Consider the following 21,940-nt stretch of genomic DNA (forward strand, 5'->3'; position numbering starts at 1 on the left):
TCGTTCGGTGCCGCAAGGAAAACGATGAAAGTTCTGTTTCTGGTGCAGAAAGAACAGCGGGCCATCCTGGACCGACTCTACGAAGGCGTGGCCGCTCATTGCGAGTGCGACTTGCGCTGGCTCGACAGCAAGGAGCAACGCAACCTGCGGGGATATTTCCGCCGCCACGTGGATGTATCGCGTTATGACCGGATCGTGTTTTTCCTGCGTTTCAAGCAGGAGATCCGCCAGGCTGGTTTCATTCGCACGATCCCCAACCTGGTGATCCTCGAGCACGATGCCTACCAGAATTACATCCCGTGCAAATACACCGGCAAGTTCAGTGCGCATTACCGTCGCCTGCCGTGGGTGCGGGTGATCAGCTCCGGCTTCATGGTGACCGAACGTCTGCGCGGCGAAGGTTTCGATGCGGTTTTCGTGCCCAAGGGCTACGATCAGTCGTTATTGCAGGATCAGGGGCGTGAGCGGGACATCGAGTTGGCCTTCGTCGGCAGCACCAACAGTGTCGCCTACAGTGGTCGCAAGGCCCTGCTGGATGAGCTGGGGCGCGTTGAGCCGCTGGTCGTGACCCGGACCAAGTCCGGCGAAGAGTATTGCGAAACCCTTAACCGTATCCGTTTTTTCGTCAGTGCCGACGTAGGCATGGGCGAATTCATGATCAAGAATTTTGAAGCGATGGCCTGCGGTTGTGTGCTGCTGGCGTTCGATCAGGGCGTCGAGGAGGCGCGGGCGTTGGGGTTGCAGGACATGCACAACGTGGTGTTGTACCGTGACATCCCACAGCTCCAGGAAAAACTTTCCCGGCTGCGCGCCGACCCCGAGCTGGCGCGCAGTGTGGCGCACAACGGCCAGAAGCTGGCGCTTGAGCAGTTCAGCTTCGCGCGCATCGGGCAGAAAATCGTTGAAGCATTGGAGCCGCCGCTGCGGCCTCGAGCCCCATTGAATCTGCTGGAAACATTGCGCCTGAAACTGGGCGTTTGATACGAACCGTTGAGCCATCCGGTGTTCAGATGGCGTTTGACTAAATGGTATTTCAGTGCAGTTTTCCGACGATAGTGACATTACCCTGGTGGTAACCAGTTGCGGCCGGCTCGACCTGCTCAAGCAGACCCTGGAGAGCTTCGACCGTTTCAACACCGCGCCGATCCGTGAGGTCTTCATTACCGAAGATGCCGGCGACGAAGGCGTACATGCGGTCATTCCCGCTCACTGGAAGGACCGCACGACGGCCTTCGTCAATCGACCGAAGCTGGGACAACTGGCTTCGATCGACCTGGCGTACGAGCACGTCAAGACGCCTTATATCTTTCACTGTGAAGATGACTGGGCGTTCTATCGCCCGGCCTTCGTGGAAGATTCGCGCACGATCCTGGAGCAACGGCCAGATATTCTTCAGGTGTGGTTGCGTAACTATGTCTACGATTTGTGCGTGCACAGTCCCTATATTCGCCTGGGCGAGCGTGAAGTCATCGGCGGCGTGCCCTGTTATCCATTGATTTCAGACAAGCCCGAATGGCAAAGCTTCTCCCTCAATCCTGGCCTGCGGCGGTTGAAGGAGTATCGGCTGTGTGCCCCTTTCGCCGGTTTCGGCGGTGAAAAAGCCTTGTCGCTTCGTTATGCCGAACTGAACTTGACGGCGGTCACGCTCGAAGGGGATGCTGTTTTGCATACCGGATTCGGGGTGCATGTGGAAGTACCCGTGGAGCGCCAGCGCAAGGCCCGCCGCAAGCGCCGCGAGCAAGTCAAGTTGTCCCTGGTTCTCTTGCTCGGGGTCTGCATTGGCTGGCTTATCAACTACTGAATGCCGCGAAGCATGAATCCTGGTCCGCGATAAAAGGTTTGCTGCTCGATGAGCATTATCAATGTCATGTGGGCGGGCGGTGCACCGTTCGCTTCGGTACACAAGGTCCATAATCAGATTCTCTCGCGGATGGAACCAGCGATGCCTGTCAAGACATGGCTCTTGCAGGGGTCGGCGGCTGCCTGCCAGATTGATGTCGGGGCGGCGCTTGAGTGGAATATGACATCGGCCCGGCTCAAGGGTCGACACGTTTGGCGTCTGCTAAAACCCCTGATGCACAATCGTTTCCGTCAGGCGTTGCTCGACAGCGATGCGCGTGTGGTATTGCTCGATGGCATCGGTGTGGCCCGTACCCTGTTGCCGGTCCTCAAGGTCATGCCGCAGATCCGCGTAGTGGTGATCTTCCATGGCGCGACACGGCTCAATCCTGCGGGGCGCGAGCTGTTGCGCGGCTTCCCTGCCTCCCGCCTGACCCTGGCTGCGGTCTCCCAGACCCTGGCGATGTCGCTCCAGGACGAGTTGGGCATGCAGGTCGCTGCGCTGCGTAGCGCGTTCGATCCGGCGCAATTCCAGGCCGCGCTGCTGTCTCGCGAAGCGGCACGTGCCCGACTGGGTCTACCAGACTCGCAGACGCGGATATTTGGCGCGGTGGGACGGCTGGTGGACAGCAAGGGGTTCGCCTGTCTGCTGGAGGCGTTTGGCCGGGCGGCGATCCACCACCCCGATTGGCGCCTGGTGATTGTCGGCGAGGGACCGAGGCGCGAAGCGCTGCAAGCGAGGATCGCCCGGCCGGATCTGGTCGACAAAGTCTTGCTGGTGGGGCATCTGGAGGATGTGGCGACGCTCTATCGGGCATTTGACTGGGTGCTGATCCCGTCCCTGGACGAGGGCCTTGGACTGACCCTCCAAGAGGCTGTCCTGGCTCGTGTCCCGGTGCTGGCCAGCGAACTTGCGGTCTTTCGTGAACAACTGGGCGACACCGGCTGGTACGCGATGCCCAACGACGAAAGTGGCTGGAGCGAGGCGATCGAACGAGCGGCGCAGGCTTCGGCCGATACGGTCGCAGCGGCTCAGTACCGGGCACTGGCCCCTGACGAGGCCTGGTCGAGCTTCAGCCAGGTCGCCCGGCAGTTGATCTCAGGCAGTCAGTAGGGCATTTTCCAATGCTTGCATCGGAAAGCTCCCGTTCAGGTTCTCTCGGGCAATATAACGAGCGAAATGCCGCAAGTTGCGACGTGCCAGATAGCGTGGCAGTGGCGAGCGCAGGAAGCGCATGTCGGCCACATCGATCAACCCCAGTTGGTTTTCAGGCGTGACGACGATGTTGCCCAGATGCAGCGAGCGAAAATAAATACCGCTGGCATGCAGGCTGCGGATCAACTCGACAAGCGCTGGAAGGGTATGCTGCCAGCTGAAGTTTTCCTGACTTGATAATTGACGCAGGGTTTTACCAGGAAGCGGTCGATACAGTACGGCGGTCATGCCGGGTTTTTGCAGTTTGTAGAAGGCCAGCACTTCGAGGGTCGGTACGCCGAGCTTCTGCAGGCGGGCCGCATTATGGATGAATCGCGTTGAATAAGGCCTCAGCAAGGCCGAAGAAAAAAGCCGCTTGCGGCGAAACAGCTTGAGGATATTCCCATCCTGCAGCAGATAGACTTTTGGGCCGTAGCTGTCGGCCTCCAGAATGCTGGCGCCTTCAATCAATTGATTCAAAGCGGCTTGGGGAAGCCGTGAGGATTGCATCGTAGGGAAACCTTGTTGAAAGAACCGGTGCCGTGGCGGGCCATGATGCCCAAAAGTTTTTGTTTTCACCATGCCGGTTTGGCTGGTAGACCGTTTAGGAGCGTTAGATGCAGGCAACACGTTGGGCACAGGGCTGGATGGCCTTTGGCTTGTTATGGTTTTTGCTGGCGATAGCCCTGGCACCGACTAACAAGATTTATCAACAGGGGTTGGTTGTATTTGTCTGGCTGCCGGTGATCGTCTTCGCCTGGCCGGCCCGTCATCGGTTGGCGGAGGTATGGCGTGCCCAACGCGTGATCTACACGGCGCTGCTGGCGCTGATGGCCTGGGCCCTGGTGACACTGGCCTGGGCCGAAGTGGCAGAGCCTGCCCGCGAGGCCAAGCGATTGCTCTACATCCTGGCGTTCCTGTTGTTTTTCCCGATCTTTGCCAACGGTCAGCCCGAACGCGTGATTCGTATCATGCAATGGGGCGGCCTGGGGCTTGCGCTGACGGCCTTGTTGGCCATCATCCATTTCTATGGGTATGCGAACCATCACTGGAATGTGCGTCTGCAAGGGTTGGGGGAGTTGTCTCATCCAATCCTTGGCGGCTACGTGATCGGGTTGGCGGCAATCTGGATGTTGCATTGGATGCCACGTCATTTGGGGTTGCAAGTGCTTTGGGTCGTGGCCTTGGCGCTGTTGGGCATATTCGTCGTGGCGAGTCAGAGTCGCGGCGCTGCGCTGGCCTTGCTGCTCAGCGTACTGGCCATGCCGATCTATTGTCGGGACCAGAGGGTCCGGATTATCGCCGCCACGACCCTGGTGCTGGCAATGCTGACTTTCTGGTTGCTCGAGCCGTTGGTCATGGCGCGCGGTGCTTCCTATCGGCCCGAGATTTTCATGTCGAGCCTGCACATGATTGCCGAGCGCCCATGGGGCGGTCTTGGCGTGGCGGCTGATTACCGGGTTATCGTCCACGGCCTCAAGTTCGATCACGCCCACAATCTGTTCAGCCATGTCGCCATTCAACTCGGGTTGCCGGGGCTGCTGCTGTGGTGCATCGTCTGGTTCGCCGTGCTGCGCGAAGCCTGGCGCGCCCGGGAAAGCCTGCTGGGCCGGGGCGTGCTCGGTATGTGGGTGTTTTCATTCCTGGCGATGCAGTTCGACGCTGCGAGCCTGACCGGAACCCCCCGCGCCGAATGGTTCATTACCTGGCTGCCGATTGGTCTGGCCAGCGTTTTGACCTGGGCGCAGGCCAATGCCGGTGGCTGTGATAAAATTCCGCGTTCTTCCTAACCAGTGAGCCCGACGATGAGTGACGCACCGCCCAAAGCGGAACAGGATTCCAGCCTGAAGATCTATTTTCGGTTGCTGGGATACGTCAAACCCTACGCGGGCATTTTTCTGCTGAGTATCGTGGGTTTCGTGATATTTGCCTCGACCCAGCCCATGCTGGCCGGGATTCTCAAATATTTCGTCGACGGCTTGAGCAACCCCGATGCGGTGCTCTTCCCCAACGTGCCGTACCTCAAGGATTTGAAACTGCTGATGGCGGTGCCGCTGCTGATCGTTCTGATCGCTGCCTGGCAGGGCCTGGGGTCGTTCCTGGGCAACTATTACCTGGCCAAGGTTTCCTTGGGGCTGGTGCACGACTTGCGGGTCGAGTTGTTCAAGAAGTTGCTGGTGCTGCCTAATCGCTATTTCGACACCCACAATTCCGGGCACCTGATTTCCCGCATCACCTTCAACGTGACCATGGTCACCGGTGCTGCCACCGATGCCATCAAGGTGGTGATCCGCGAAGGTCTCTCCGTGGTGTTCCTCTTCGCCTACCTGGTGTGGATGAACTGGAAGCTGACCCTGGTGATGCTGGCGATCCTGCCGCTGATCGCGGTCATGGTCAGCAGTACCAGCAAGAAATTCCGCAAGCAGAGCAAAAAGATCCAGGTGGCCATGGGCGACGTGACTCACGTTGCCTCCGAGACCATCCAGGGCTACCGAGTGGTGCGCAGCTTCGGCGGTGAGGCCTATGAAGAGCAGCGCTTTACCAACGCCAGCCAGGGCAACACCGACAAGCAATTGCGCATGACTCGCACCGGCGCGGTCTACACGCCGATGTTGCAGTTGGTGATCTACACCGCCATGGCGGCCCTGATGTTCCTGGTGCTGTTCCTGCGCGGCGACGCGACGGCCGGTGACCTGGTGGCCTACATCACGGCTGCTGGTCTGCTGCCCAAGCCGATTCGCCAACTCTCGGAAGTCAGCTCCACCATCCAGAAAGGCGTGGCCGGTGCCGAGAGCATCTTCGAGCAACTGGATGTCGAGCCGGAGATCGACAGGGGGACCGTTGAGCAGGAGCGGGTCAGTGGTCGTCTCGATGTGCGCAACCTGAGCTTTACCTACCCCGACGCTGAGCGCGAGGTACTCAAGGACATCAGCTTCACGGCGGCACCCGGACAGATGATTGCATTGGTGGGCCGTTCAGGTAGTGGTAAATCGACCCTGGCGAGCCTTATCCCGCGCTTCTATCACCATGAGGTCGGCCAGATTCTGCTCGACGACGTGGAAATCGAAGACTACCGCCTGCGTAACCTGCGTCGTCATGTCGCCCAGGTGACCCAGCATGTCACGCTGTTCAATGACACGGTGGCCAACAATATCGCCTACGGTGACCTGGCCGGTGCGCCACGGGCCGACATTGAAAAGGCGGCTCGGGATGCCTATGCGATGGACTTCATCGAGCAGTTGCCCGATGGCCTGGACACGGAGGTCGGCGAAAACGGCGTGTTGCTGTCCGGCGGCCAGCGCCAGCGCCTGGCCATTGCCCGGGCGTTGTTGAAGAACGCGCCGCTGCTGATCCTCGACGAGGCCACCTCGGCGCTGGACACCGAATCCGAACGGCATATCCAGGCCGCGCTGGATCAGGTCATGAAAGGCCGTACGACCCTGGTCATCGCCCATCGTCTGTCGACCATCGAAAAAGCCGACATGATCCTGGTGATGGACCAGGGCCGTATCGTCGAGCGGGGAACCCATGGCGAGCTCCTGGCGCAGAACGGCTACTACGCGCGTCTTCACGCCATGGGGCTGGACGCCCCCGCCGAGAATATCGCCTGAGTTCGGATTCCAGGCTGTGACAGCCGGCCTGTTTCTTTCGGCCGGCTTCGATCAACTGTGGGGCACAAATGTTGTGTGCAGCCATTACCAATGTGCGAGCTTGCTCGCGATAGTGGTGTCTCCGGGGCGGCGATGTCGAATGTTCCGACGCCATCGCGAGCAGGCTCGCTCCCACAAGTTTGTATCGAAATCTTTACCCGCCTTGACCAACCCACAATAAATCCGCGACTCGTGACTGCTAAGGTCTGGCCACAGGACTTTTCCTGGACCAACTTAGTCATCGAGGGGGCCATCCTTCTCGCGCGGGTGCTTGAATGTTGCAACGCTATCTCTGGAAGCTACTGCCCAAGTCGCAGCGCTCCTTTCTGTTGGGGCGCCTGTCGGTTGTCGACCGACAGGTCGTGAACAAATCGATGTCGGCCAATTGCCGTTTTCCCGAAGCTTTCGCCCAACGCGGCTGTTTGTTCATCCATGTGCCAAAATGCGCCGGCAGCAGTATTTGCGTCGGGCTTTTCGATGGCTACAGCCCGGGCCACCTGCCGTTGTACTGGTACGAAGAGCAGTTTGCGCAGCAGTACGCCGCCAGTTTCAAGTTTGCCTTTGTCCGTGATCCGCTGGAACGTGCATATTCGGCCTATGCTTTCCTGCGGGGCAACACGTTGGGGTCGCGCGACCATGCGGCTCAGAAACTGGTCGGCCAATACCGCGACTTCGACGATTTTGTCGTTCGCTGGCTGCATCCGGAGAACATCACCCGGCAATTGCATTTCGCTGCGCAGACAGATTTCCTCACCGACTCCCTCGGCCACCTGGCGTTGGACTTCATCGGTTATCAGGAATACCTGGAGCGGGACTATCAGCGGGTGTGCGAGTACCTGGGGCTGGCTGCGACGTTGCCCCATGTGAACCGCACCCGCCAGCGCGTCGTGGTGCCGGTACGGGACATTTGCTCGGTACGGACCCGTCGGCTGGTGCGGCGGGTGTACCAACGTGACTACGAGATGCTTGGTTATGAATGAAACGTCAAAGGTATCGATGCAACAGGTGCAGATTCGTCCTTATGCGCAGGCGCTCACGCCCGAGGATCGGGCTGCCATCAAAGCCCAGCGCCCACGTTGTATCTGGCTGACCGGACTGTCGGGGGCGGGCAAGTCGACACTGGCCAATGCCTTGGAGGTGCAACTCAACCAGCAGGGTTTGCACACCGCCCTGCTCGATGGCGACAACCTGCGCCAGGGACTGTGCCGGGGCCTGGGCATGGATGCCGAGGCCCGCAAGGAAAATATCCGCCGCATTGCCGAGGTGGCGCGCCTGATGGTCGACGCCGGCCTGATCGTCATCGTTGCGGCCATCTCACCGTTTCGCGCCGACCGGGAAGCGGCTCGACAGTTGTTTGCCCAAGGCACCTTCGTGGAAGTCTATGTGAGTACGCCTTTCGACGTCTGTGCCCAGCGTGACCCCAAGGGGTTGTACCGCGAAGCCCGTGCCGGGCGGATCAAGAACTTCACCGGGCTCGACAGTCCCTACGAGGCGCCACTCGCGCCGGACTGCGCGATCGATACCAGCGAGGTGGAAATGGCCCAGGCCTGTGCCCGGCTGTCGGCGTTGCTGCAGATTTGATCGAGCGCGCATCCTGGGGTCGCCTTGCAGCCATGGATAAGCCTTCGCCAACCCTGTGCTAATATCGCGGCCCTGTTCATTTTGTATGTGGGATGCTCCATGAAGTTGTCCATGCCGCGATTCGATCAAGCCCCTGTATTGGTGGTCGGCGATGTCATGCTCGACCGCTACTGGCATGGCGGTACCTCACGGATTTCCCCTGAGGCCCCGGTACCGGTGGTCAAGGTCGAGCACATCGAGGATCGCCCCGGTGGTGCCGCCAACGTTGCCCTGAACATCGCCGCCCTCGGCGCGCCGGCCTCCCTGGTGGGGGTGACCGGCGACGACGAGGCTGCCGACAGCCTGACCAACAGCCTCAAGGGGGCGGGTGTGCGGGCGATATTCCAGCGCATCGCGCACCAGCCGACCATCGTCAAGCTGCGGGTCATGAGTCGTCACCAGCAACTGCTGCGTATCGACTTCGAAGAACCGTTCGCCACTGATCCCTTGGCCCTCGGTGCCGAGGTCGACAACCTGCTCGAAGGTATCAAGGTCCTGGTGTTGTCGGACTACGGCAAAGGCGCGTTGAAAAACCACCAGGTGCTGATCCAGGCTGCCCGTGCCCGTGGTATTCCGGTAGTGGCCGACCCCAAGGGCAAGGATTTTTCCATTTACCGTGGCGCGAGCCTGATCACGCCGAACCTCAGCGAATTCGAAACCATCGTCGGTGGTTGCGTCGATGAGCACGACCTGGTGAGCAAAGGCGCGCAGTTGATGCAGGACCTCGACCTCGGTGCCTTGCTGGTGACCCGTGGCGAGCACGGCATGACCCTGCTGCGTCCTGATCACCCCGCGTTGCACCTGCCGGCCCGTGCCCGCGAAGTGTTCGACGTGACGGGTGCCGGCGATACCGTGATTTCCACCCTGGCCGCGGCGATCGCTGCCGGCGAGGAATTGCCCCATGCGGTCGCCCTGGCGAACCTGGCGGCGGGCATTGTCGTCGGCAAGCTCGGCACGGCGGCCATCAGCGCTCCCGAGCTACGCCGCGCCATCCAGCGCGAGGAAGGATCCGAGCGAGGCGTGCTGGGCCTGGAACAACTGCTGCTGGCCGTTGACGACGCGCGAGCTCACAACGAAAGAATCGTCTTCACCAACGGTTGCTTCGACATCCTGCACGCTGGTCACGTGACCTACCTGGAGCAGGCCAGGGCCCAAGGCGATCGCCTGATCGTCGCGGTCAACGACGATGCGTCCGTAAGCCGTCTCAAAGGACCGGGTCGCCCGATCAACAGCGTCGACCGGCGCATGGCGGTCCTGGCCGGCCTGGGCGCGGTGGACTGGGTGATCAGCTTCAGCGAGGGCACGCCGGAAAACCTGCTGCGCCAGGTCAAGCCGGATGTGCTGGTCAAGGGCGGTGACTACGGCATCGATCAGGTCGTGGGCGCGGACATCGTCACGGCCTACGGCGGTACGGTGAAGGTGTTGGGGCTGGTGGAAAACAGCTCGACGACGGCGATTGTGGAAAAGATCCGCAATAACTGAGCCGCAGTTTGTAGGGCCTGGCGGCTGTTGTGGCGAGGGAGCTTGCTCCCGCTGGGTTGCGCAGCAACCCCTTTTTTATGGGCGCTGCGCACCCAAGCGGGAGCAAGCTCCCTCGCCACAGAAGCGTTCCAATTGCTGTAACTAACGAGCCACCTTGCGCGGCACGATCTTCTTGAGCAATTGCCGGGCCTTGCCTTTGAGTCGGGTCAGGCCCGACTCCTTGCCCGGTGGTGTCAGCCCTTGCTGGCGCAGCCAGTCCTTCCAGCGAATCCGCTCGTCGCGCACCAGCCAGCCATCCTGTCGGGCGAAACTTTCCGCCAGGTACAGCCCCCGAGTGCTGGCCGGGTACAACTGATCCTTTTTCAAGGTGTACAGCTCAGGCAAGGGCTGCCCATCCTGCAGCGGCATCAGGTACAGGTCAGGCCGCTTGCGGTCCAGGCGCGCAACCAGTTGATCGCCCTCCAGGCGCTCATCAACGTGAAACAGGCTCAGGGACTTGGCTTCCCTGGGCACATCCAGGCGTAAGTCATAGATCAGTTGCAGTGATGCCGTCGGCAGGTGCACGTAGGCCCGTGGCCGCTCGATCAGTTGCAGGTTGGCGCTACGCACCGGGCGGGCCGAGCCCGACAGCGGCGTCAGGCGAAACGGCAAGGCTTCGCGATAATGCAGGGCCGTGGCGTAGGGGGCCGGCAGCCAGGTGTCGTTGAAACGCCCGCCAAGCCAGCCTTCAGGGGTTTCCAGCAGGCATTCTTCGGCGATCTCGCTGATGGCGGTGAGCAGCGGCAGGTTCAGTTCATGGGCCGGGACGTAGCCGGAAATCAGCTTGAGCACCACGTCGCCGCGATCCTGTCGGCGTTGGCGCACCAGCACCCAGTAATCGCGGTTCTGCCAATGCAGGGTCAGGCGCACCGAGACGCCCAGGTTGGCCAGCTCCAGGGAGAAGCGCTCGGTATCGGCCACCGCGACAGGGCGGCGGCGCTGCAAGGTCTGGGCGAAATTCAGTGGCATCCCGACGCTCTGGTAAGTCAGGCCTTCGGGTGTTGCTTCGACGAACAGGGGCAGGGTCTTGAAGTTGCTTGGATTCTTTCTGATGAGCGTACGCGGCATGTCGGCTCCTTCCTTAAGGCCGCGTAGGGCGGCGTCAGTTTTTACGCAGGACCTTGGCTACGGTCGCGACGTTATGGGCGAGGTGCAGCGGATTGATGGTGCCGACAATAGCACTGGCGACCCCGGGATGCTCAAACAACAGTTCGAAACTGGCACGGACCGGGTCCACGCCCGGGCTCAGGCAGACGTGACCGCTGGCCAGGGCTTTCTTCACCAGGATCGCTTTGCCGTGCTCGCTGGCGTAGTCAATGACCGCCTTTTCGTTTCGTTCGTTCAGATTGTAGGTGACCATCGCACAATCGCCTTGCTCCAAGGCTTTCAAGCCGCCGTCGACGGTCTTGCCGGAAAAACCGAAACCGCCGATCTTGCCTTCGCGCTTGAGTGCCGCCAGGGTCGGGTAGACCTCGCTGTCGTTGAGGATCGCCAGGTCGTTGCCGTCGGAATGCACCAGCACCAGGTCGATATAGTCGGTTTCCAGGCGCTTGAGGCTGCGTTCCACCGAGAAGCGGGTATGGGCGGCACTGAAGTCGTGGCGTGACTGGCCATCGCTGAATTCTTCGCCGACCTTGCTGACAATCACCCAGTCCTGGCGTTGGCCACGCAACAGCGGGCCGAGACGTTCTTCGCTGCGGCCATAGGCCGGCGCGGTGTCGATCAGGTTGATACCCAGGTCGCGTGCCTGTTTGAGCAACATGCGCGCTTCGTCGTCATCGGGGATCCGAAAGCCGTTGGGGTATTTGACGCCCTGGTCGCGGCCCAGCTTGACGGTGCCCAGGCCCAACGGGGAGACCCGCGGGCCATCATGGCCCAAGGGGCGATAGAGGTCATGCAGGGTCGGTTGGCTCATGGCAACAGTTGCTCCCAGGCAGGCACGCCCATCGGCGGCTTCGGCAGCTCCGGCAAGGGGGCAGGGTGACTGGGTTGGATGCCATCGCGTTGCAGCGCATTGACCACCCGATCGGCGAAGTCCGGGGCCAGGGCCAGTTTGGTCGGCCAACCCACCAGCAGACGATCCTGCTCGGCGAGGAAGGCGTTGTCCGGGCGGGTCAGGCCCGACTGCAACGGTTCGGCGCGGTCAACCCGCAGCGTGGCCCATTGCGCGGTGCTGAGGTCGATCCACGGCAGCAATTGGCCAAGTTCTTTCTGAGCGACGGCGATCTGCTCGGCGGGTTCGCGGGCGATGGCATCGCCTTCGGCGAGGTCACCCCCCAGGTACCAGACCCATTGGCCATTGGCGGCCGGGTGGGTGGTCACGGTGACGCGCGGCTTCGGTCCCCCGCCCAGGCAATGGGCGTAAAGGGGCTTGAGGCTCGGCCCCTTGGCCAAAACCATGTGCAACGGCCGGGTCTGCATGGCCGGTTTGTCCAGGCCCAGGGCTTTGAGCAGGTCAGCGGTGCCCGCGCCAGCGCTGAGGATAATGCGTTGGGCACGGATCTCGCGGTCGTCGACCTTCAGGCCGACCAGCTCACCCGCTTCGCGCAATGGCTCGATGCGCTGCCCGGCCAGCAGGCTGTCGCCGGCCAGTTCCGCCAGGCGCGCGATCAGGCTGGGCACGTCCACCACCAGTTCGGCCAGGCGATAGACCTTGCCCTTGAAGCGCTTGTCTTGCAGGGCCGGCGGCAGTTGATCGCCCTTGACCTGGTCGACTCGCCCGCGCACGGCCTTGCTGGCAAAGAAACTGGTGAGGTTGCCGGCCAGGGTGCCGGGGGACCAGAGGTAATGGGCGTCGGAAAGCATACGCACACCGGACAGGTCCAGTTCACCTTCCCCTTTCAGGGCTTCGCGCCAGCGGCGCGGCATGTCGGCGATGGCTTCCGAGGCACCGGTCAGGGCGCCATGCAAGGCGTACTTGGCGCCGCCATGGATGATGCCCTGGGATTTGACACTCTGCCCGCCGCCGAGGCTGGCGCTTTCCACCAGCACGGTCGAAAAACCCTGGCGCCGCAGGCGGGCGTTCAGCCAGAGACCGGCGACGCCTGCGCCGACAATCAGAATGTCGGTGGAAATAACGGATGACATGAGCGACCTCAGTGTTCAAGACGAGGGCGCAGTATACAGACTCGATGGGTGGAGTTTTCGCCGCTCAACCTGTGGGAGCAAAGCTTGCTCGCGATACAGGCGCCTCGGTTCCAGAGAGACCGCGTCGTTTTCATCGCGGGCAAGCCTTGCTCCCAGATTCCTCCTTGCCAAACATGTATTTTCAGCCCTATTAAGCTGTGTCTTCAGTGCCCTGCCGTCTTGGAAAACAGCTGGATCACCACCACCCCCAACACAATCAAGGCCATCCCCAGCATCGCCGGCACGTCCAGTTTCTGCCCGTAGATGAACAGCGCCGCCACGCTGACCATGACGATCCCCAACCCGGCCCAGACCGCGTAGGCCACGCCCACCGGTACGGTGCGTACCACCAGCGTCAACATCCAGAACGCGGTGCCGTAGCCGGCGATGACCAGCAGCAAGGGCAGGGGTGTGCTCAGGCCCTTGATCGCTTTCATCGAAACGGTGGCGATCACTTCGGCGCAGATGGCGATGGCCAGGTAGTAGTAGGCGTTCATAGGCAGTTCCTCTTCGACGGTTGCGTCTTTCGATGGAGGCCATTCTAGAGATTGCCCAGATGCGGTAAAGTCATTACCTATCTGTAATCAAGATAGGTTGGGCCATGAACGTACAGTGGAACCTGGAGCAATTGCGACTGTTTGTCGGGGTCGCCGAGAAGCGTTCGTTTTCCGCCGTGGCCCGGGACCAGCGCAAGGCGCAGTCGGCCATCAGCAGTGCGATTGCCTTGCTGGAAGACGACCTGGGGGTGAGCCTGTTCGAGCGCAGCAGCGGCCGTCAGCCGAGGCTCACCGACGCTGGTGAAGCCCTGCTCGAAGAAGCCAGGGAGGTGCTGCGCCAGTGCGAGCGCCTCAATGGCCGGGCCCTGGCCCTGATGCGCGGGCAGGAAGCGTCGCTGCGCCTGGCCCAGGACGAAGCCATGCCCTATCAACCGGTCATCGACAGCCTGGCGGCCCTGGCCGAGCAATTTCCCACCCTCGAAGTGCAACTGGCCAGCGCCGCCCAGGGCGATGTGGCGCGCAAACTGGTGGAGCGGCGCGCCGACCTGGGCTTGCTGTTCTATCACGACCAGATCCCCGAGGCGCTGGAACGCCGGGTGTTGGGCAGCGTCGAAATGGTCACGGTGTGCGGCCGGGGCCATGCATTGGCGGACCATGGTTATGTGACCTGCCGGGAAATGGCCCGGCATCGCCAATTGTTGATGGCGACCCAGTCCAGCGTCTACCCCGGCAGCGAACAGGCCAGCCCGCAAGTTTGGCGGGCCGACAGTTTCTATGTGCTGGCCGAATGGCTGAGGAGTGGCCTGGGCTGGGCGTGGTTGCCACGGCATGTGGTGCAATACCCGGCGTACCTGGGCGACATGATCGAACTCAGCAGCGAATGGACCCCTCCGGCCCTGGTGGTGGAACTGGTCTGGCGCCGCGACGAACCCCTGGGCCCAGCCGCCCGTTGGCTGGCGGAACGTTTTGCCGTGCAGTTGCAGGCGATCGGCTGAAAAACCGATAAACTCCGCCGCCATGAACAGAACTCTCTATAGCGCGTTGTTTTATCTGGGGCTGCCACTGGTAGCGATTCGGCTGTGGTTACGGGCCCGCAAGGCGCCGGCATATGCCCGGCGCATTGGCGAGCGGTTTTCCTGGGGGCTGCCGGTCATGGTGCCGGGGGGCATCTGGGTTCATGCGGTGTCGGTGGGCGAGAGCATTGCCGCCGCGCCGATGATCCGTGCCTTGCTGCAACGTTATCCACAGCTGCCGATCACGGTTACCTGCATGACGCCCACCGGTTCGGAGCGGATCCAGGCCATGTTCGCCAACGAGCCGCGTATCCAGCATTGCTACTTGCCGTACGATTTGCCTTGCGCGGCCAAGCGTTTTCTCGACCGGGTCCGACCGTCCCTGGCGGTGATCATGGAAACCGAGCTATGGCCCAACCACATTCACCAATGCGCCAGGCGCGGCATTCCCGTGGCCCTGGCCAACGCGCGGCTGTCGGAGCGTTCGGCACGCGGTTACGCGCGGTTCCCCAAGTTGACCCGACCGATGCTTGCCGAGATGAGCCTGTTCGCTGTACAGACCGAAGCCGAAGCCGAGCGTTTTCGCCAGTTGGGCGCTCGGACGGAAACCGTCGAAGTCACCGGTTCCATCAAGTTCGACCTGACCATCGACCCGCAATTGCTGGAGAGCGCCAGCGCCTTGCGCCGCCAGTGGCAGGCGACCGAGCGTCCAGTATGGATCGCCGCCAGCACCCATGAAGGCGAGGACGAAGTGGTGCTGGCCGCCCATCGTCGGCTGCTCGACAGCTATCCCGATGCCTTGCTGATCCTGGTGCCGCGGCATCCCGAGCGTTTTGATGCCGTGCATCAGCTCTGTGAGAACCAAGGCTTCGCCACGGCCCGGCGCTCCAGCGCTCAACCGGTCACCGCCCAGACGTCAGTGTTGCTGGGCGACACCATGGGCGAACTGCTGTTTCTCTACGCCTTGGCCGACAGCGCTTTTGTCGGAGGCAGCCTGGTGCCCAACGGCGGACACAACCTGCTCGAGCCGGCGGCGCTGGCGAAACCGGTGCTCAGCGGGCCGCACCTGTTCAACTTCCTCGAAATCGCCGCGCAACTGCGTGCCGCCGGTGCCCTGGCGGAAGTGGACGATGCCCAAAGCCTGGCCCTGGCGGTACAGCGCCTGTTCGAACTGCCCCGCGATGCCCAGCGCATGGCCGAGGCGGGGCTTGCGGTGATGCGCCGCAATCAGGGCGCGTTGCAGCGGTTGCTGGAGGGGTTGGGGCGGTTGATTGATTGAGCGACTGAATATCTGTGGGAGCAAAGCTTGCTCGCGATGCAAGCGCCCCGGTTCCAGGGAGACTGAGTTGTATTCATCGCGGGCAAGCCTTGCTCCCACAGGATGTTGTTGGCAGGGCTTCCCTCCAAGGGGTTACTGCGCCGGCCGCGAACGCAACTGCTCCGCTGCCGCCTTGGCCAGGTCCGGCGGCAGGAAGTCGCGGTCGGGGTTGTAGTCGGGCTTGAGGTAGCGTGACAGGTCCTGCAGGTCCGCCGGGCTCAACGTGCCGGCGGCCTGTTTGAGACGCAGGTTGTCGAGGATGTAGTCGTAGCGGGCGTTGTTGTAGTTGCGCACCGAGGTATATAGCTGACGCTGGGCATCGAGCACATCGACGATGTTGCGCGTGCCGACCTGGTAGCCGATCTCCGTGGCTTCCACCGCGCTCTGGTTGGAGATGATCGACTGGCGTCGGGCCTGGACCTGCTCCACATCGGTGTTCACCGCGCGGTGCAGGTTACGGGTGTTCTCCACGACCTGGCGGCGCAGGGCTTCGCGTTGTTGCTCGGTCTGGGTGAGTTGCGAGTAGGACTCGCGCACCTGGGAGCTGGTCAGCCCACCACTGAAAATCGGAATGTTCAGTTGCAAGGCCAGCGTGCGCTGATCGACGTCGCCACTGTAGGCGCGGCCAAATGCGTTCGGGTTGCTGAAGCCCAGGGCGTCGTTGTCGCCTTTTTCGTATTTCGCAACGGCGTCCAGGGTTGGCGCGTGACCGGCCTTGCGCTGGCGCAAAGTATCTTCGGCGGCGGTGACGGCGTAGTTGCTGGCCAACAGATTAAGGTTCTGTCTGGCGGCGGTGTCGACCCAGGCCTTGGCATCGTTGGGCGTCGGCGGCAGGATCGGCAGGGTATGGACGATGCCCTGGAGCGAGTTGTACTGGCGGTTGGTCAGGGTGATCAGCGCTTCGAAGGCGTCCTCGACCTGGCGCTGGGCCAGGATCCGGTTGGCCCGGGCGGTGTCGTAGCTGGCCTGGGATTGCAGCACATCGGTCTTGTCCGACAGGCCCACGTCGAAGCGCTCGTTGGACTGGTCGAGCTGACGCTTGAACGCGGCTTCTTCGGCCTTGGTCGAGGCCAGGTTGTCCTGGCTGCGCAGCACATTGAAGTAGCTCTCGGCGCTTTGCAGGATCATGTTCTGTTCGGTGGCCGACAGTTGCAGCGACGCTTGTTCGTTCACCGACTTGGCCGCCTGGAACTGGAACCAGCGGTCGGCACGAAACAGCGGCTGGGAGAGTGTGGCCTGATACGAGCGGGCACTGCGGTTGGCGACCGCGGCAGGCTGGTCGATATCGGTGCGCACGTTGGCGACTTCGGCACCGCCGGACAGGTTTGGCAACAATCCGGCACGCGCCTGGGGTACCACTTCCTTCTGGGCGCCGTACTGGGCGCGGGCAGCGGCCAGGTCGGCGTTGTTGTCTACCGCTTCCTGGTACACGCTCACCAGATCGGTTTTGGTGGTGATGGGCGCTTCGGCAGCCCAGGCCATTCCATTGGACGCACAAGACACGGCTAGGGCCAGTGAGAGTTTGCGCAACATGAGGCGATCCCTATTTCACGGATGAGTGCGCACAAGAGGCGCGGCGTAGCGAGTGTAGTTGCGCGATGGCACGGCAACAATCCTGTATATGCGCCATTCATCACGCCTTTTGCCCTGGCGATGGCGTTCTCTGGTAGTTGTGTCTAGACTGGCCGGGTTCTTGTCGGGGTGCCTTGCTATGAGGCTGAGATCGAATAATTTCGGATCCCGTTGAACCTGATCAGGTTAACGCCTGCGTAGGGAACAAGATTTCTCGTCACCCGGCGAGTCCTCTTGTGCTTCGTCCGGGATGTTGTTCGACCATCGACTTTCGATTTTCGAGCATCCTCGAGCAGCAAGCACAGCGTCCGCACTCTCGTGCAGGGACGCGTCCATTCGCTACAGGTTCGCTCCGACAAAAATCCACTGCCTGGATGTGTGTCTGGAGAGCCCGTGATGACGACAAAAGCAAAAAACGCGACCAACCTCAGTGAATCGGCCCAGGTCGATGAGCAATCGGTCCAGCCCTTTACCCGCTCGCAAAAAATCTATGTCCAGGGCAGTCGCCCGGATATCCGCGTGCCCATGCGCGAAATCAGCCTCGACGTGACCCCCACCGACTTCGGCGGCGAAATCAACGCGCCGGTGGTGGTATATGACACTTCGGGCCCCTACACCGACCCGAACGTGATCATCGACGTGCGCAAGGGCCTGGCCGATGTGCGCTCGCCGTGGATCGAAGCCCGTGGCGACACCGAACGCCTGGCTGGCCTGAGTTCCAACTTCGGCCAGGAACGCCTGGCCGACCCCGAGCTGACCAAGCTGCGCTTCGCCCACGTGAACAACCCGCGCCGTGCCAAGCCGGGCGCCAACGTCAGCCAGATGCACTACGCGCGCAAAGGCATCATTACCGCCGAGATGGAATATGTCGCCATCCGCGAAAACATGAAGCTGGAAGTGGCCCGCGCCGCCGGCCTGCTGGACCAGCAACACGCCGGCCACAGCTTCGGCGCCAGCGTGCCGAAAGTCATCACCCCGGAATTCGTACGCGATGAAATCGCCCGCGGTCGCGCGATCATCCCGGCCAACATCAACCACACCGAACTGGAACCGATGATCATCGGCCGTAACTTCCTGGTGAAGATCAACGGCAACATCGGCAACAGTGCCCTGGGTTCGTCCATCGAAGAAGAAGTGGCGAAACTGACATGGGGTATTCGCTGGGGTTCGGACACGGTCATGGACCTGTCCACTGGCAAGCACATCCATGAAACCCGCGAATGGATCATCCGCAACTCGCCGGTGCCGATCGGCACCGTGCCGATCTACCAGGCCCTGGAAAAAGTCGGCGGCGTGGCCGAAGACCTGACCTGGGAGCTGTTCCGCGACACGCTGATCGAACAGGCCGAGCAGGGCGTCGACTATTTCACCATCCACGCCGGCGTGCTGCTGCGCTATGTGCCAATGACCGCCAAGCGCGTCACCGGTATCGTCAGCCGTGGTGGTTCGATCATGGCCAAGTGGTGCCTGGCACACCACAAAGAGAACTTCCTCTACACCCACTTCGAAGACATCTGCGAAATCATGAAGGCCTACGACGTCAGCTTCTCGCTGGGCGATGGCCTGCGTCCGGGCTCGATTGCCGACGCCAACGACGAAGCGCAGTTCGGTGAGCTGGAAACCCTCGGCGAACTGACCAAGATCGCCTGGAAGCATGATGTGCAGTGCATGATCGAAGGCCCGGGCCACGTGCCGATGCAGTTGATCAAGGAGAACATGGACAAGCAGCTCGAGTGCTGCGATGAAGCGCCGTTCTATACCCTCGGCCCACTGACCACCGACATCGCGCCGGGCTACGACCACATCACCTCCGGCATCGGTGCGGCGATGATCGGCTGGTTCGGTTGCGCGATGCTCTGCTACGTCACACCGAAGGAACACCTGGGCCTGCCGAACAAGGATGACGTCAAGACCGGGATCATCACCTACAAGATCGCCGCCCACGCGGCCGACCTTGCCAAAGGGCACCCGGGCGCGCAGATCCGCGACAATGCCTTGAGCAAGGCGCGTTTCGAGTTCCGCTGGGAAGACCAGTTCAACCTCGGCCTGGACCCGGACACCGCCCGTTCGTACCACGATGAAACCCTGCCGAAGGATTCGGCCAAGGTCGCGCATTTCTGCTCGATGTGCGGGCCGAAGTTCTGCTCGATGAAAATTACCCAGGAAGTACGCGAGTACGCGGCCAACCAGCGCATTGAAGCGGTGGATGTCGATGTCGCCCAGGGCTTGGCGGAACAGGCTGAGCGGTTCAAGAAGGAAGGTAGTCAGCTTTACAAGAAAGTGTGATGTGAGCTGTGGGCGGCGGTGTTTTCACCGCCGCCTTCGCGAGCAGGCTCGCTCCCACAATGGATCTCGGTCGTTCACCCATCTCGTGTTCGCCGCAAGTCCCCTGTGGGAGCGAGCCTGCTCGCGAAAGCGATCGATAGAACAACAAATATTCCTCTGAGATAACAACTCTTGAACATCCAACCCAGCACCTACTCCCCAGACACCGCCGTCCCCCTGGACAAACGCGTCTTCGGCGCTCGCGACCTGTTTTCCCTGTGGTTCTCCCTCGGCATCGGCCTGATGGTCTTGCAGGTCGGCGCCTTGCTCGCGCCGGGCCTGGGCCTGAGTGGTGCGCTGCTGGCGATTTTCCTCGGCACGCTGGTGGGCGTCCTGCTGCTGGCGGCCGTCGGGGTGATCGGCAGCGACACTGGCCTGTCGGCCATGGCCGCCCTCAAGCTCAGCCTTGGCGGCAAGGGCGCGAGTGTGCCGGCGGTGTTGAACCTGCTGCAGCTGATCGGCTGGGGTTCATTCGAAATCATTGTCATGCGTGACGCCGCCAGCCTGCTTGGCGCCCGGGCTTTCAGCGAAGGTAGCCTGGGGGCGAATCCGCTGTTGTGGACGCTGTTCTTTGGCGCCTTGGCGACGCTGCTCGCGGTGAGCGGACCGCTGACGTTCGTGCGCAAGGTCCTGCGTAAATGGGGCATCTGGCTGTTGCTGGCGGCGTGCATCTGGCTGACCTGGAACCTGTTCGCCAAGGCTGACCTGGCGGCGTTGTGGGCCCAGGCGGGTGACGGCTCGATGCCGCTGGCGGTGGGGTTTGACATCGCCATTGCGATGCCGCTGTCGTGGCTGCCGCTGATCGCCGACTATTCGCGCTTCGGTAAACGCGCCAAGAATGTCTTCGGCGGTACCGCGCTGGGGTTCTTCATCGGTAATTTCTGGCTGATGAGCCTGGGCGTGGCCTACACCCTGGCGTTTGCGCCAAGCGGCGAAGTCAATGCGCTGCTGCTGGCCCTGGCGGGCGCCGGGTTGGGGATTCCACTGCTTTTGATTTTGCTGGATGAGTCGGAAAATGCCTTCGCTGACATTCACTCGGCGGCGGTGTCCAGTGGCATGCTGTCGGGGCTGAAAGTCGAACACCTGGCCTTGGCGATTGGCGTCATCTGCACCTTGATCGCCTGCTTCGCGCCGTTGGCGCAATACCAGAACTTCCTGTTGCTGATCGGCTCGGTGTTCGCGCCGCTGTTCGGCGTGGTGCTGGTGGACCACTTCATCCTGCGCAAACGCCGCAGCCAGGTGCTGTCAGCCGCGTTGCGCTGGCCGGCGCTGCTGGCCTGGCTGGGTGGGGTGAGCACTTATCACCTGCTGGCGAACTTCTATCCGGATGTTGGCGCAACCCTGCCGTCGCTGATCCTGGCAGGGTTGCTGCAGCTGTTGCTGGGCCGGGCCTTCAGCTACGGCCAGGAAACAGCTCGGGCTTGAGAATGCCATTGAGGCGCGGGTAAGCGATCTTCAATTCGATGTGGCCCAGGGCGTAGGGCGCAATGGTGCTCACTTCGTACTTGAGGATCACACCGCCGTAGGTCAGCGCCACGTGTGGGGTTTTCTGGAAGGACCACTGTTTCAGGAAATCGGGTTCCTGATCCAGCTTGGTGCTGATCAGCCAACTGTTGTGAGCGACCTGCGCGGCTTTCCAGAAGGCTTCTTCCTGGCCCGGCAGCAGCATGTCCGACAGGGTCAGCACCTTGTGTTGCTGGCGCGAATAGTTGATGAAGCCGCGCCCCGGCGTGCCGTGGGCGCCGCCGGTGTCCAGGTAGCTGGACAGTTCGATGATCACCAGGCCGTCATGTTGCTCACGTACCTTGGCTTGCAAATAGCTGCTGTTACGCGGTGCGGCGCTGCGCAAAAACTGCTCGCGATAGGCGGCCAGCGTCGGTGCCACGGGGGCGCCCGGGGTGGTGCGGGTCAGTTCCAACAGGCGTTTTTCGATAATGCCGTCCAGGACCGGTTCGGTGGGGAAGTGCAAGGTGTCGATGTTTACCAATGGGCAGTCGGCGCTGGCGCAACCTTGTTGCAGTTGTTCCGAGGCATCGCGGGTGGTTTCCAGCGGGGCGCGGTAGTTGGGTTGGAACAGGCTTTGGCAAGCGCCCAGGGTCAGGGCAATGGCGGCCACGGAGGCAGTTTTGAAAAGCGACATGGGCGTCCTTCATGGAACAGGGAAAGGCGAAAAGTTACCCGCTTCGACTGCCAGCAGGACAATCAGTTCGCCACTAAGCTCATTAGAGTTCTTTCACCTTCTGCCGTCCATCCCGATGAGTGGA

19 protein-coding genes and 1 riboswitch are annotated in these 21,940 nt (G+C 61.8%); of the genes, 12 read left to right on the top strand and 7 right to left on the bottom strand.

The features are described 5' to 3' along the window. Positions 1-24 precede the first annotated feature (24 nt). The 3 genes from DTP52_RS05005 to DTP52_RS05015 are packed head-to-tail and all read left to right on the top strand — an operon-like array spanning position 25 to position 2,953. Entirely contained in the window at positions 25-981 is a 957-nt protein-coding gene (locus DTP52_RS05005) for a glycosyltransferase (protein ID WP_109752118.1), read from the top strand. A gap of 55 nt (positions 982-1,036) precedes the next feature. After that, positions 1,037-1,801, top strand: coding sequence for a hypothetical protein (locus tag DTP52_RS05010; RefSeq protein ID WP_109752119.1), 765 nt, complete (start codon positions 1,037-1,039; stop codon positions 1,799-1,801). 48 nt (positions 1,802-1,849) lie between these two features. Next, positions 1,850-2,953 (top strand): glycosyltransferase, encoded by a 1,104-nt coding sequence (locus DTP52_RS05015; RefSeq protein WP_109752120.1) that lies wholly within the window; start codon positions 1,850-1,852, stop codon positions 2,951-2,953. Here the strand turns inward: DTP52_RS05015 and DTP52_RS05020 are convergent. Continuing rightward, on the bottom strand, positions 2,939-3,544 hold the full coding sequence (locus tag DTP52_RS05020) for a toluene tolerance protein (protein ID WP_109752121.1): 606 nt from the start codon (positions 3,542-3,544) through the stop codon (positions 2,939-2,941). The two genes, DTP52_RS05015 and DTP52_RS05020, sit on opposite strands and share 15 nt — an antisense overlap. Positions 3,545-3,651: 107 nt before the next feature. On the opposite strand from DTP52_RS05020, the gene DTP52_RS05025 reads away from it, so the two are divergent. From DTP52_RS05025 to hldE, 5 genes are all read left to right on the top strand, one after another. Continuing rightward, entirely contained in the window at positions 3,652-4,824 is a 1,173-nt protein-coding gene (locus DTP52_RS05025) for an O-antigen ligase (RefSeq protein WP_109752122.1), read from the top strand. Positions 4,825-4,839: 15 nt separating this feature from the next. Further along, positions 4,840-6,645 (top strand): lipid A export permease/ATP-binding protein MsbA, encoded by a 1,806-nt coding sequence (msbA, locus tag DTP52_RS05030; RefSeq protein WP_109752123.1) that lies wholly within the window; start codon positions 4,840-4,842, stop codon positions 6,643-6,645. Positions 6,646-6,959: 314 nt separating this feature from the next. After that, entirely contained in the window at positions 6,960-7,664 is a 705-nt protein-coding gene (locus DTP52_RS05035) for a sulfotransferase family 2 domain-containing protein (protein ID WP_109752124.1), read from the top strand. Continuing rightward, a complete protein-coding gene (gene cysC, locus DTP52_RS05040; protein WP_176688733.1) occupies positions 7,657-8,265 on the top strand; it encodes an adenylyl-sulfate kinase in 609 nt (202 codons plus the stop codon). Before DTP52_RS05035 ends, cysC begins: the two co-directional genes overlap by 8 nt. A gap of 99 nt (positions 8,266-8,364) precedes the next feature. Then, a complete protein-coding gene (hldE, locus tag DTP52_RS05050) occupies positions 8,365-9,786 on the top strand; it encodes a bifunctional D-glycero-beta-D-manno-heptose-7-phosphate kinase/D-glycero-beta-D-manno-heptose 1-phosphate adenylyltransferase HldE (RefSeq protein WP_109752363.1) in 1,422 nt (473 codons plus the stop codon). 141 nt (positions 9,787-9,927) lie between these two features. Here the strand turns inward: hldE and DTP52_RS05060 are convergent, their stop codons facing one another. The 4 genes from DTP52_RS05060 to DTP52_RS05080 form a co-directional block, all read right to left on the bottom strand. Continuing rightward, complete coding sequence (locus tag DTP52_RS05060) at positions 9,928-10,893, bottom strand: metal ABC transporter ATPase (RefSeq protein WP_109752128.1); 966 nt, start codon at positions 10,891-10,893, stop codon at positions 9,928-9,930. A 34-nt stretch (positions 10,894-10,927) separates the two neighbouring features. Beyond that, positions 10,928-11,740, bottom strand: a complete 813-nt coding sequence (locus tag DTP52_RS05065; protein ID WP_109752129.1) for an aldo/keto reductase — start codon at positions 11,738-11,740, stop codon at positions 10,928-10,930. Beyond that, positions 11,737-12,912: an FAD-binding oxidoreductase gene (locus DTP52_RS05070; RefSeq protein ID WP_109752130.1), complete on the bottom strand. Its 1,176-nt coding sequence runs from the start codon at positions 12,910-12,912 to the stop codon at positions 11,737-11,739. The genes DTP52_RS05065 and DTP52_RS05070 overlap by 4 nt, the downstream gene beginning before the upstream one ends. A gap of 203 nt (positions 12,913-13,115) precedes the next feature. Further along, positions 13,116-13,448, bottom strand: a complete 333-nt coding sequence (locus DTP52_RS05080) for a multidrug efflux SMR transporter (protein ID WP_109752132.1) — start codon at positions 13,446-13,448, stop codon at positions 13,116-13,118. Positions 13,449-13,552: 104 nt separating this feature from the next. Here DTP52_RS05080 and DTP52_RS05085 point away from each other — a divergent pair, with 104 nt between their 5' ends. Continuing rightward, positions 13,553-14,443 carry a LysR family transcriptional regulator gene (locus DTP52_RS05085; protein WP_109752133.1) on the top strand — a complete coding sequence of 297 codons (891 nt, stop codon included), beginning with the start codon at positions 13,553-13,555 and terminating at the stop codon, positions 14,441-14,443. A gap of 22 nt (positions 14,444-14,465) precedes the next feature. Further along, on the top strand, positions 14,466-15,740 hold the full coding sequence (waaA, locus tag DTP52_RS05090; protein ID WP_109752134.1) for a lipid IV(A) 3-deoxy-D-manno-octulosonic acid transferase: 1,275 nt from the start codon (positions 14,466-14,468) through the stop codon (positions 15,738-15,740). Between the two features lie 132 nt (positions 15,741-15,872). Here waaA and DTP52_RS05100 read toward each other — a convergent pair whose 3' ends face one another. Beyond that, the gene (locus DTP52_RS05100; protein WP_109752136.1) at positions 15,873-17,312 is read right to left on the bottom strand and encodes a TolC family outer membrane protein; all 1,440 of its coding nucleotides are present in this window, start codon (positions 17,310-17,312) and stop codon (positions 15,873-15,875) included. 154 nt (positions 17,313-17,466) lie between these two features. After that, positions 17,467-17,572, top strand: a riboswitch (TPP riboswitch). A 175-nt stretch (positions 17,573-17,747) separates the two neighbouring features. Here DTP52_RS05100 and thiC point away from each other — a divergent pair. Further along, positions 17,748-19,637 (top strand): phosphomethylpyrimidine synthase ThiC, encoded by a 1,890-nt coding sequence (thiC, locus tag DTP52_RS05105; RefSeq protein ID WP_109752137.1) that lies wholly within the window; start codon positions 17,748-17,750, stop codon positions 19,635-19,637. A 171-nt stretch (positions 19,638-19,808) separates the two neighbouring features. Further along, positions 19,809-21,101 carry a putative hydroxymethylpyrimidine transporter CytX gene (cytX, locus tag DTP52_RS05110; protein ID WP_109752138.1) on the top strand — a complete coding sequence of 431 codons (1,293 nt, stop codon included), beginning with the start codon at positions 19,809-19,811 and terminating at the stop codon, positions 21,099-21,101. Here the strand turns inward: cytX and DTP52_RS05115 are convergent. Further along, positions 21,070-21,816, bottom strand: coding sequence for a DUF3298 domain-containing protein (locus DTP52_RS05115; protein ID WP_109752139.1), 747 nt, complete (start codon positions 21,814-21,816; stop codon positions 21,070-21,072). The two genes, cytX and DTP52_RS05115, sit on opposite strands and share 32 nt — an antisense overlap. Positions 21,817-21,940 lie beyond the last annotated feature (124 nt).

It is taken from the genome of Pseudomonas sp. 43mfcvi1.1 (genome assembly GCF_900115935.1).
GTDB lineage: Bacteria > Pseudomonadota > Gammaproteobacteria > Pseudomonadales > Pseudomonadaceae > Aquipseudomonas > Aquipseudomonas bijieensis.

Excerpts from the sequence above, each read along its gene's own strand:
- DTP52_RS05005 (WP_109752118.1), top strand. The coding sequence starts at position 25 with ATGAAAGTTCTGTTTCTGGTGCAGAAAGAACAGCGGGCCATCCTGGAC.
- DTP52_RS05015 (WP_109752120.1), top strand. The coding sequence starts at position 1,850 with ATGAGCATTATCAATGTCATGTGGGCGGGCGGTGCACCGTTCGCTTCG.
- DTP52_RS05020 (WP_109752121.1), bottom strand. The coding sequence starts at position 3,544 with ATGCAATCCTCACGGCTTCCCCAAGCCGCTTTGAATCAATTGATTGAA.
- DTP52_RS05025 (WP_109752122.1), top strand. The coding sequence starts at position 3,652 with ATGCAGGCAACACGTTGGGCACAGGGCTGGATGGCCTTTGGCTTGTTA.
- msbA (WP_109752123.1), top strand. The coding sequence starts at position 4,840 with ATGAGTGACGCACCGCCCAAAGCGGAACAGGATTCCAGCCTGAAGATC.
- DTP52_RS05035 (WP_109752124.1), top strand. The coding sequence starts at position 6,960 with ATGTTGCAACGCTATCTCTGGAAGCTACTGCCCAAGTCGCAGCGCTCC.
- cysC (WP_176688733.1), top strand. The coding sequence starts at position 7,657 with ATGAATGAAACGTCAAAGGTATCGATGCAACAGGTGCAGATTCGTCCT.
- hldE (WP_109752363.1), top strand. The coding sequence starts at position 8,365 with ATGAAGTTGTCCATGCCGCGATTCGATCAAGCCCCTGTATTGGTGGTC.
- DTP52_RS05060 (WP_109752128.1), bottom strand. The coding sequence starts at position 10,893 with ATGCCGCGTACGCTCATCAGAAAGAATCCAAGCAACTTCAAGACCCTG.
- DTP52_RS05065 (WP_109752129.1), bottom strand. The coding sequence starts at position 11,740 with ATGAGCCAACCGACCCTGCATGACCTCTATCGCCCCTTGGGCCATGAT.
- DTP52_RS05070 (WP_109752130.1), bottom strand. The coding sequence starts at position 12,912 with ATGTCATCCGTTATTTCCACCGACATTCTGATTGTCGGCGCAGGCGTC.
- DTP52_RS05080 (WP_109752132.1), bottom strand. The coding sequence starts at position 13,448 with ATGAACGCCTACTACTACCTGGCCATCGCCATCTGCGCCGAAGTGATC.
- DTP52_RS05085 (WP_109752133.1), top strand. The coding sequence starts at position 13,553 with ATGAACGTACAGTGGAACCTGGAGCAATTGCGACTGTTTGTCGGGGTC.
- waaA (WP_109752134.1), top strand. The coding sequence starts at position 14,466 with ATGAACAGAACTCTCTATAGCGCGTTGTTTTATCTGGGGCTGCCACTG.
- DTP52_RS05100 (WP_109752136.1), bottom strand. The coding sequence starts at position 17,312 with ATGTTGCGCAAACTCTCACTGGCCCTAGCCGTGTCTTGTGCGTCCAAT.
- thiC (WP_109752137.1), top strand. The coding sequence starts at position 17,748 with ATGACGACAAAAGCAAAAAACGCGACCAACCTCAGTGAATCGGCCCAG.
- DTP52_RS05115 (WP_109752139.1), bottom strand. The coding sequence starts at position 21,816 with ATGTCGCTTTTCAAAACTGCCTCCGTGGCCGCCATTGCCCTGACCCTG.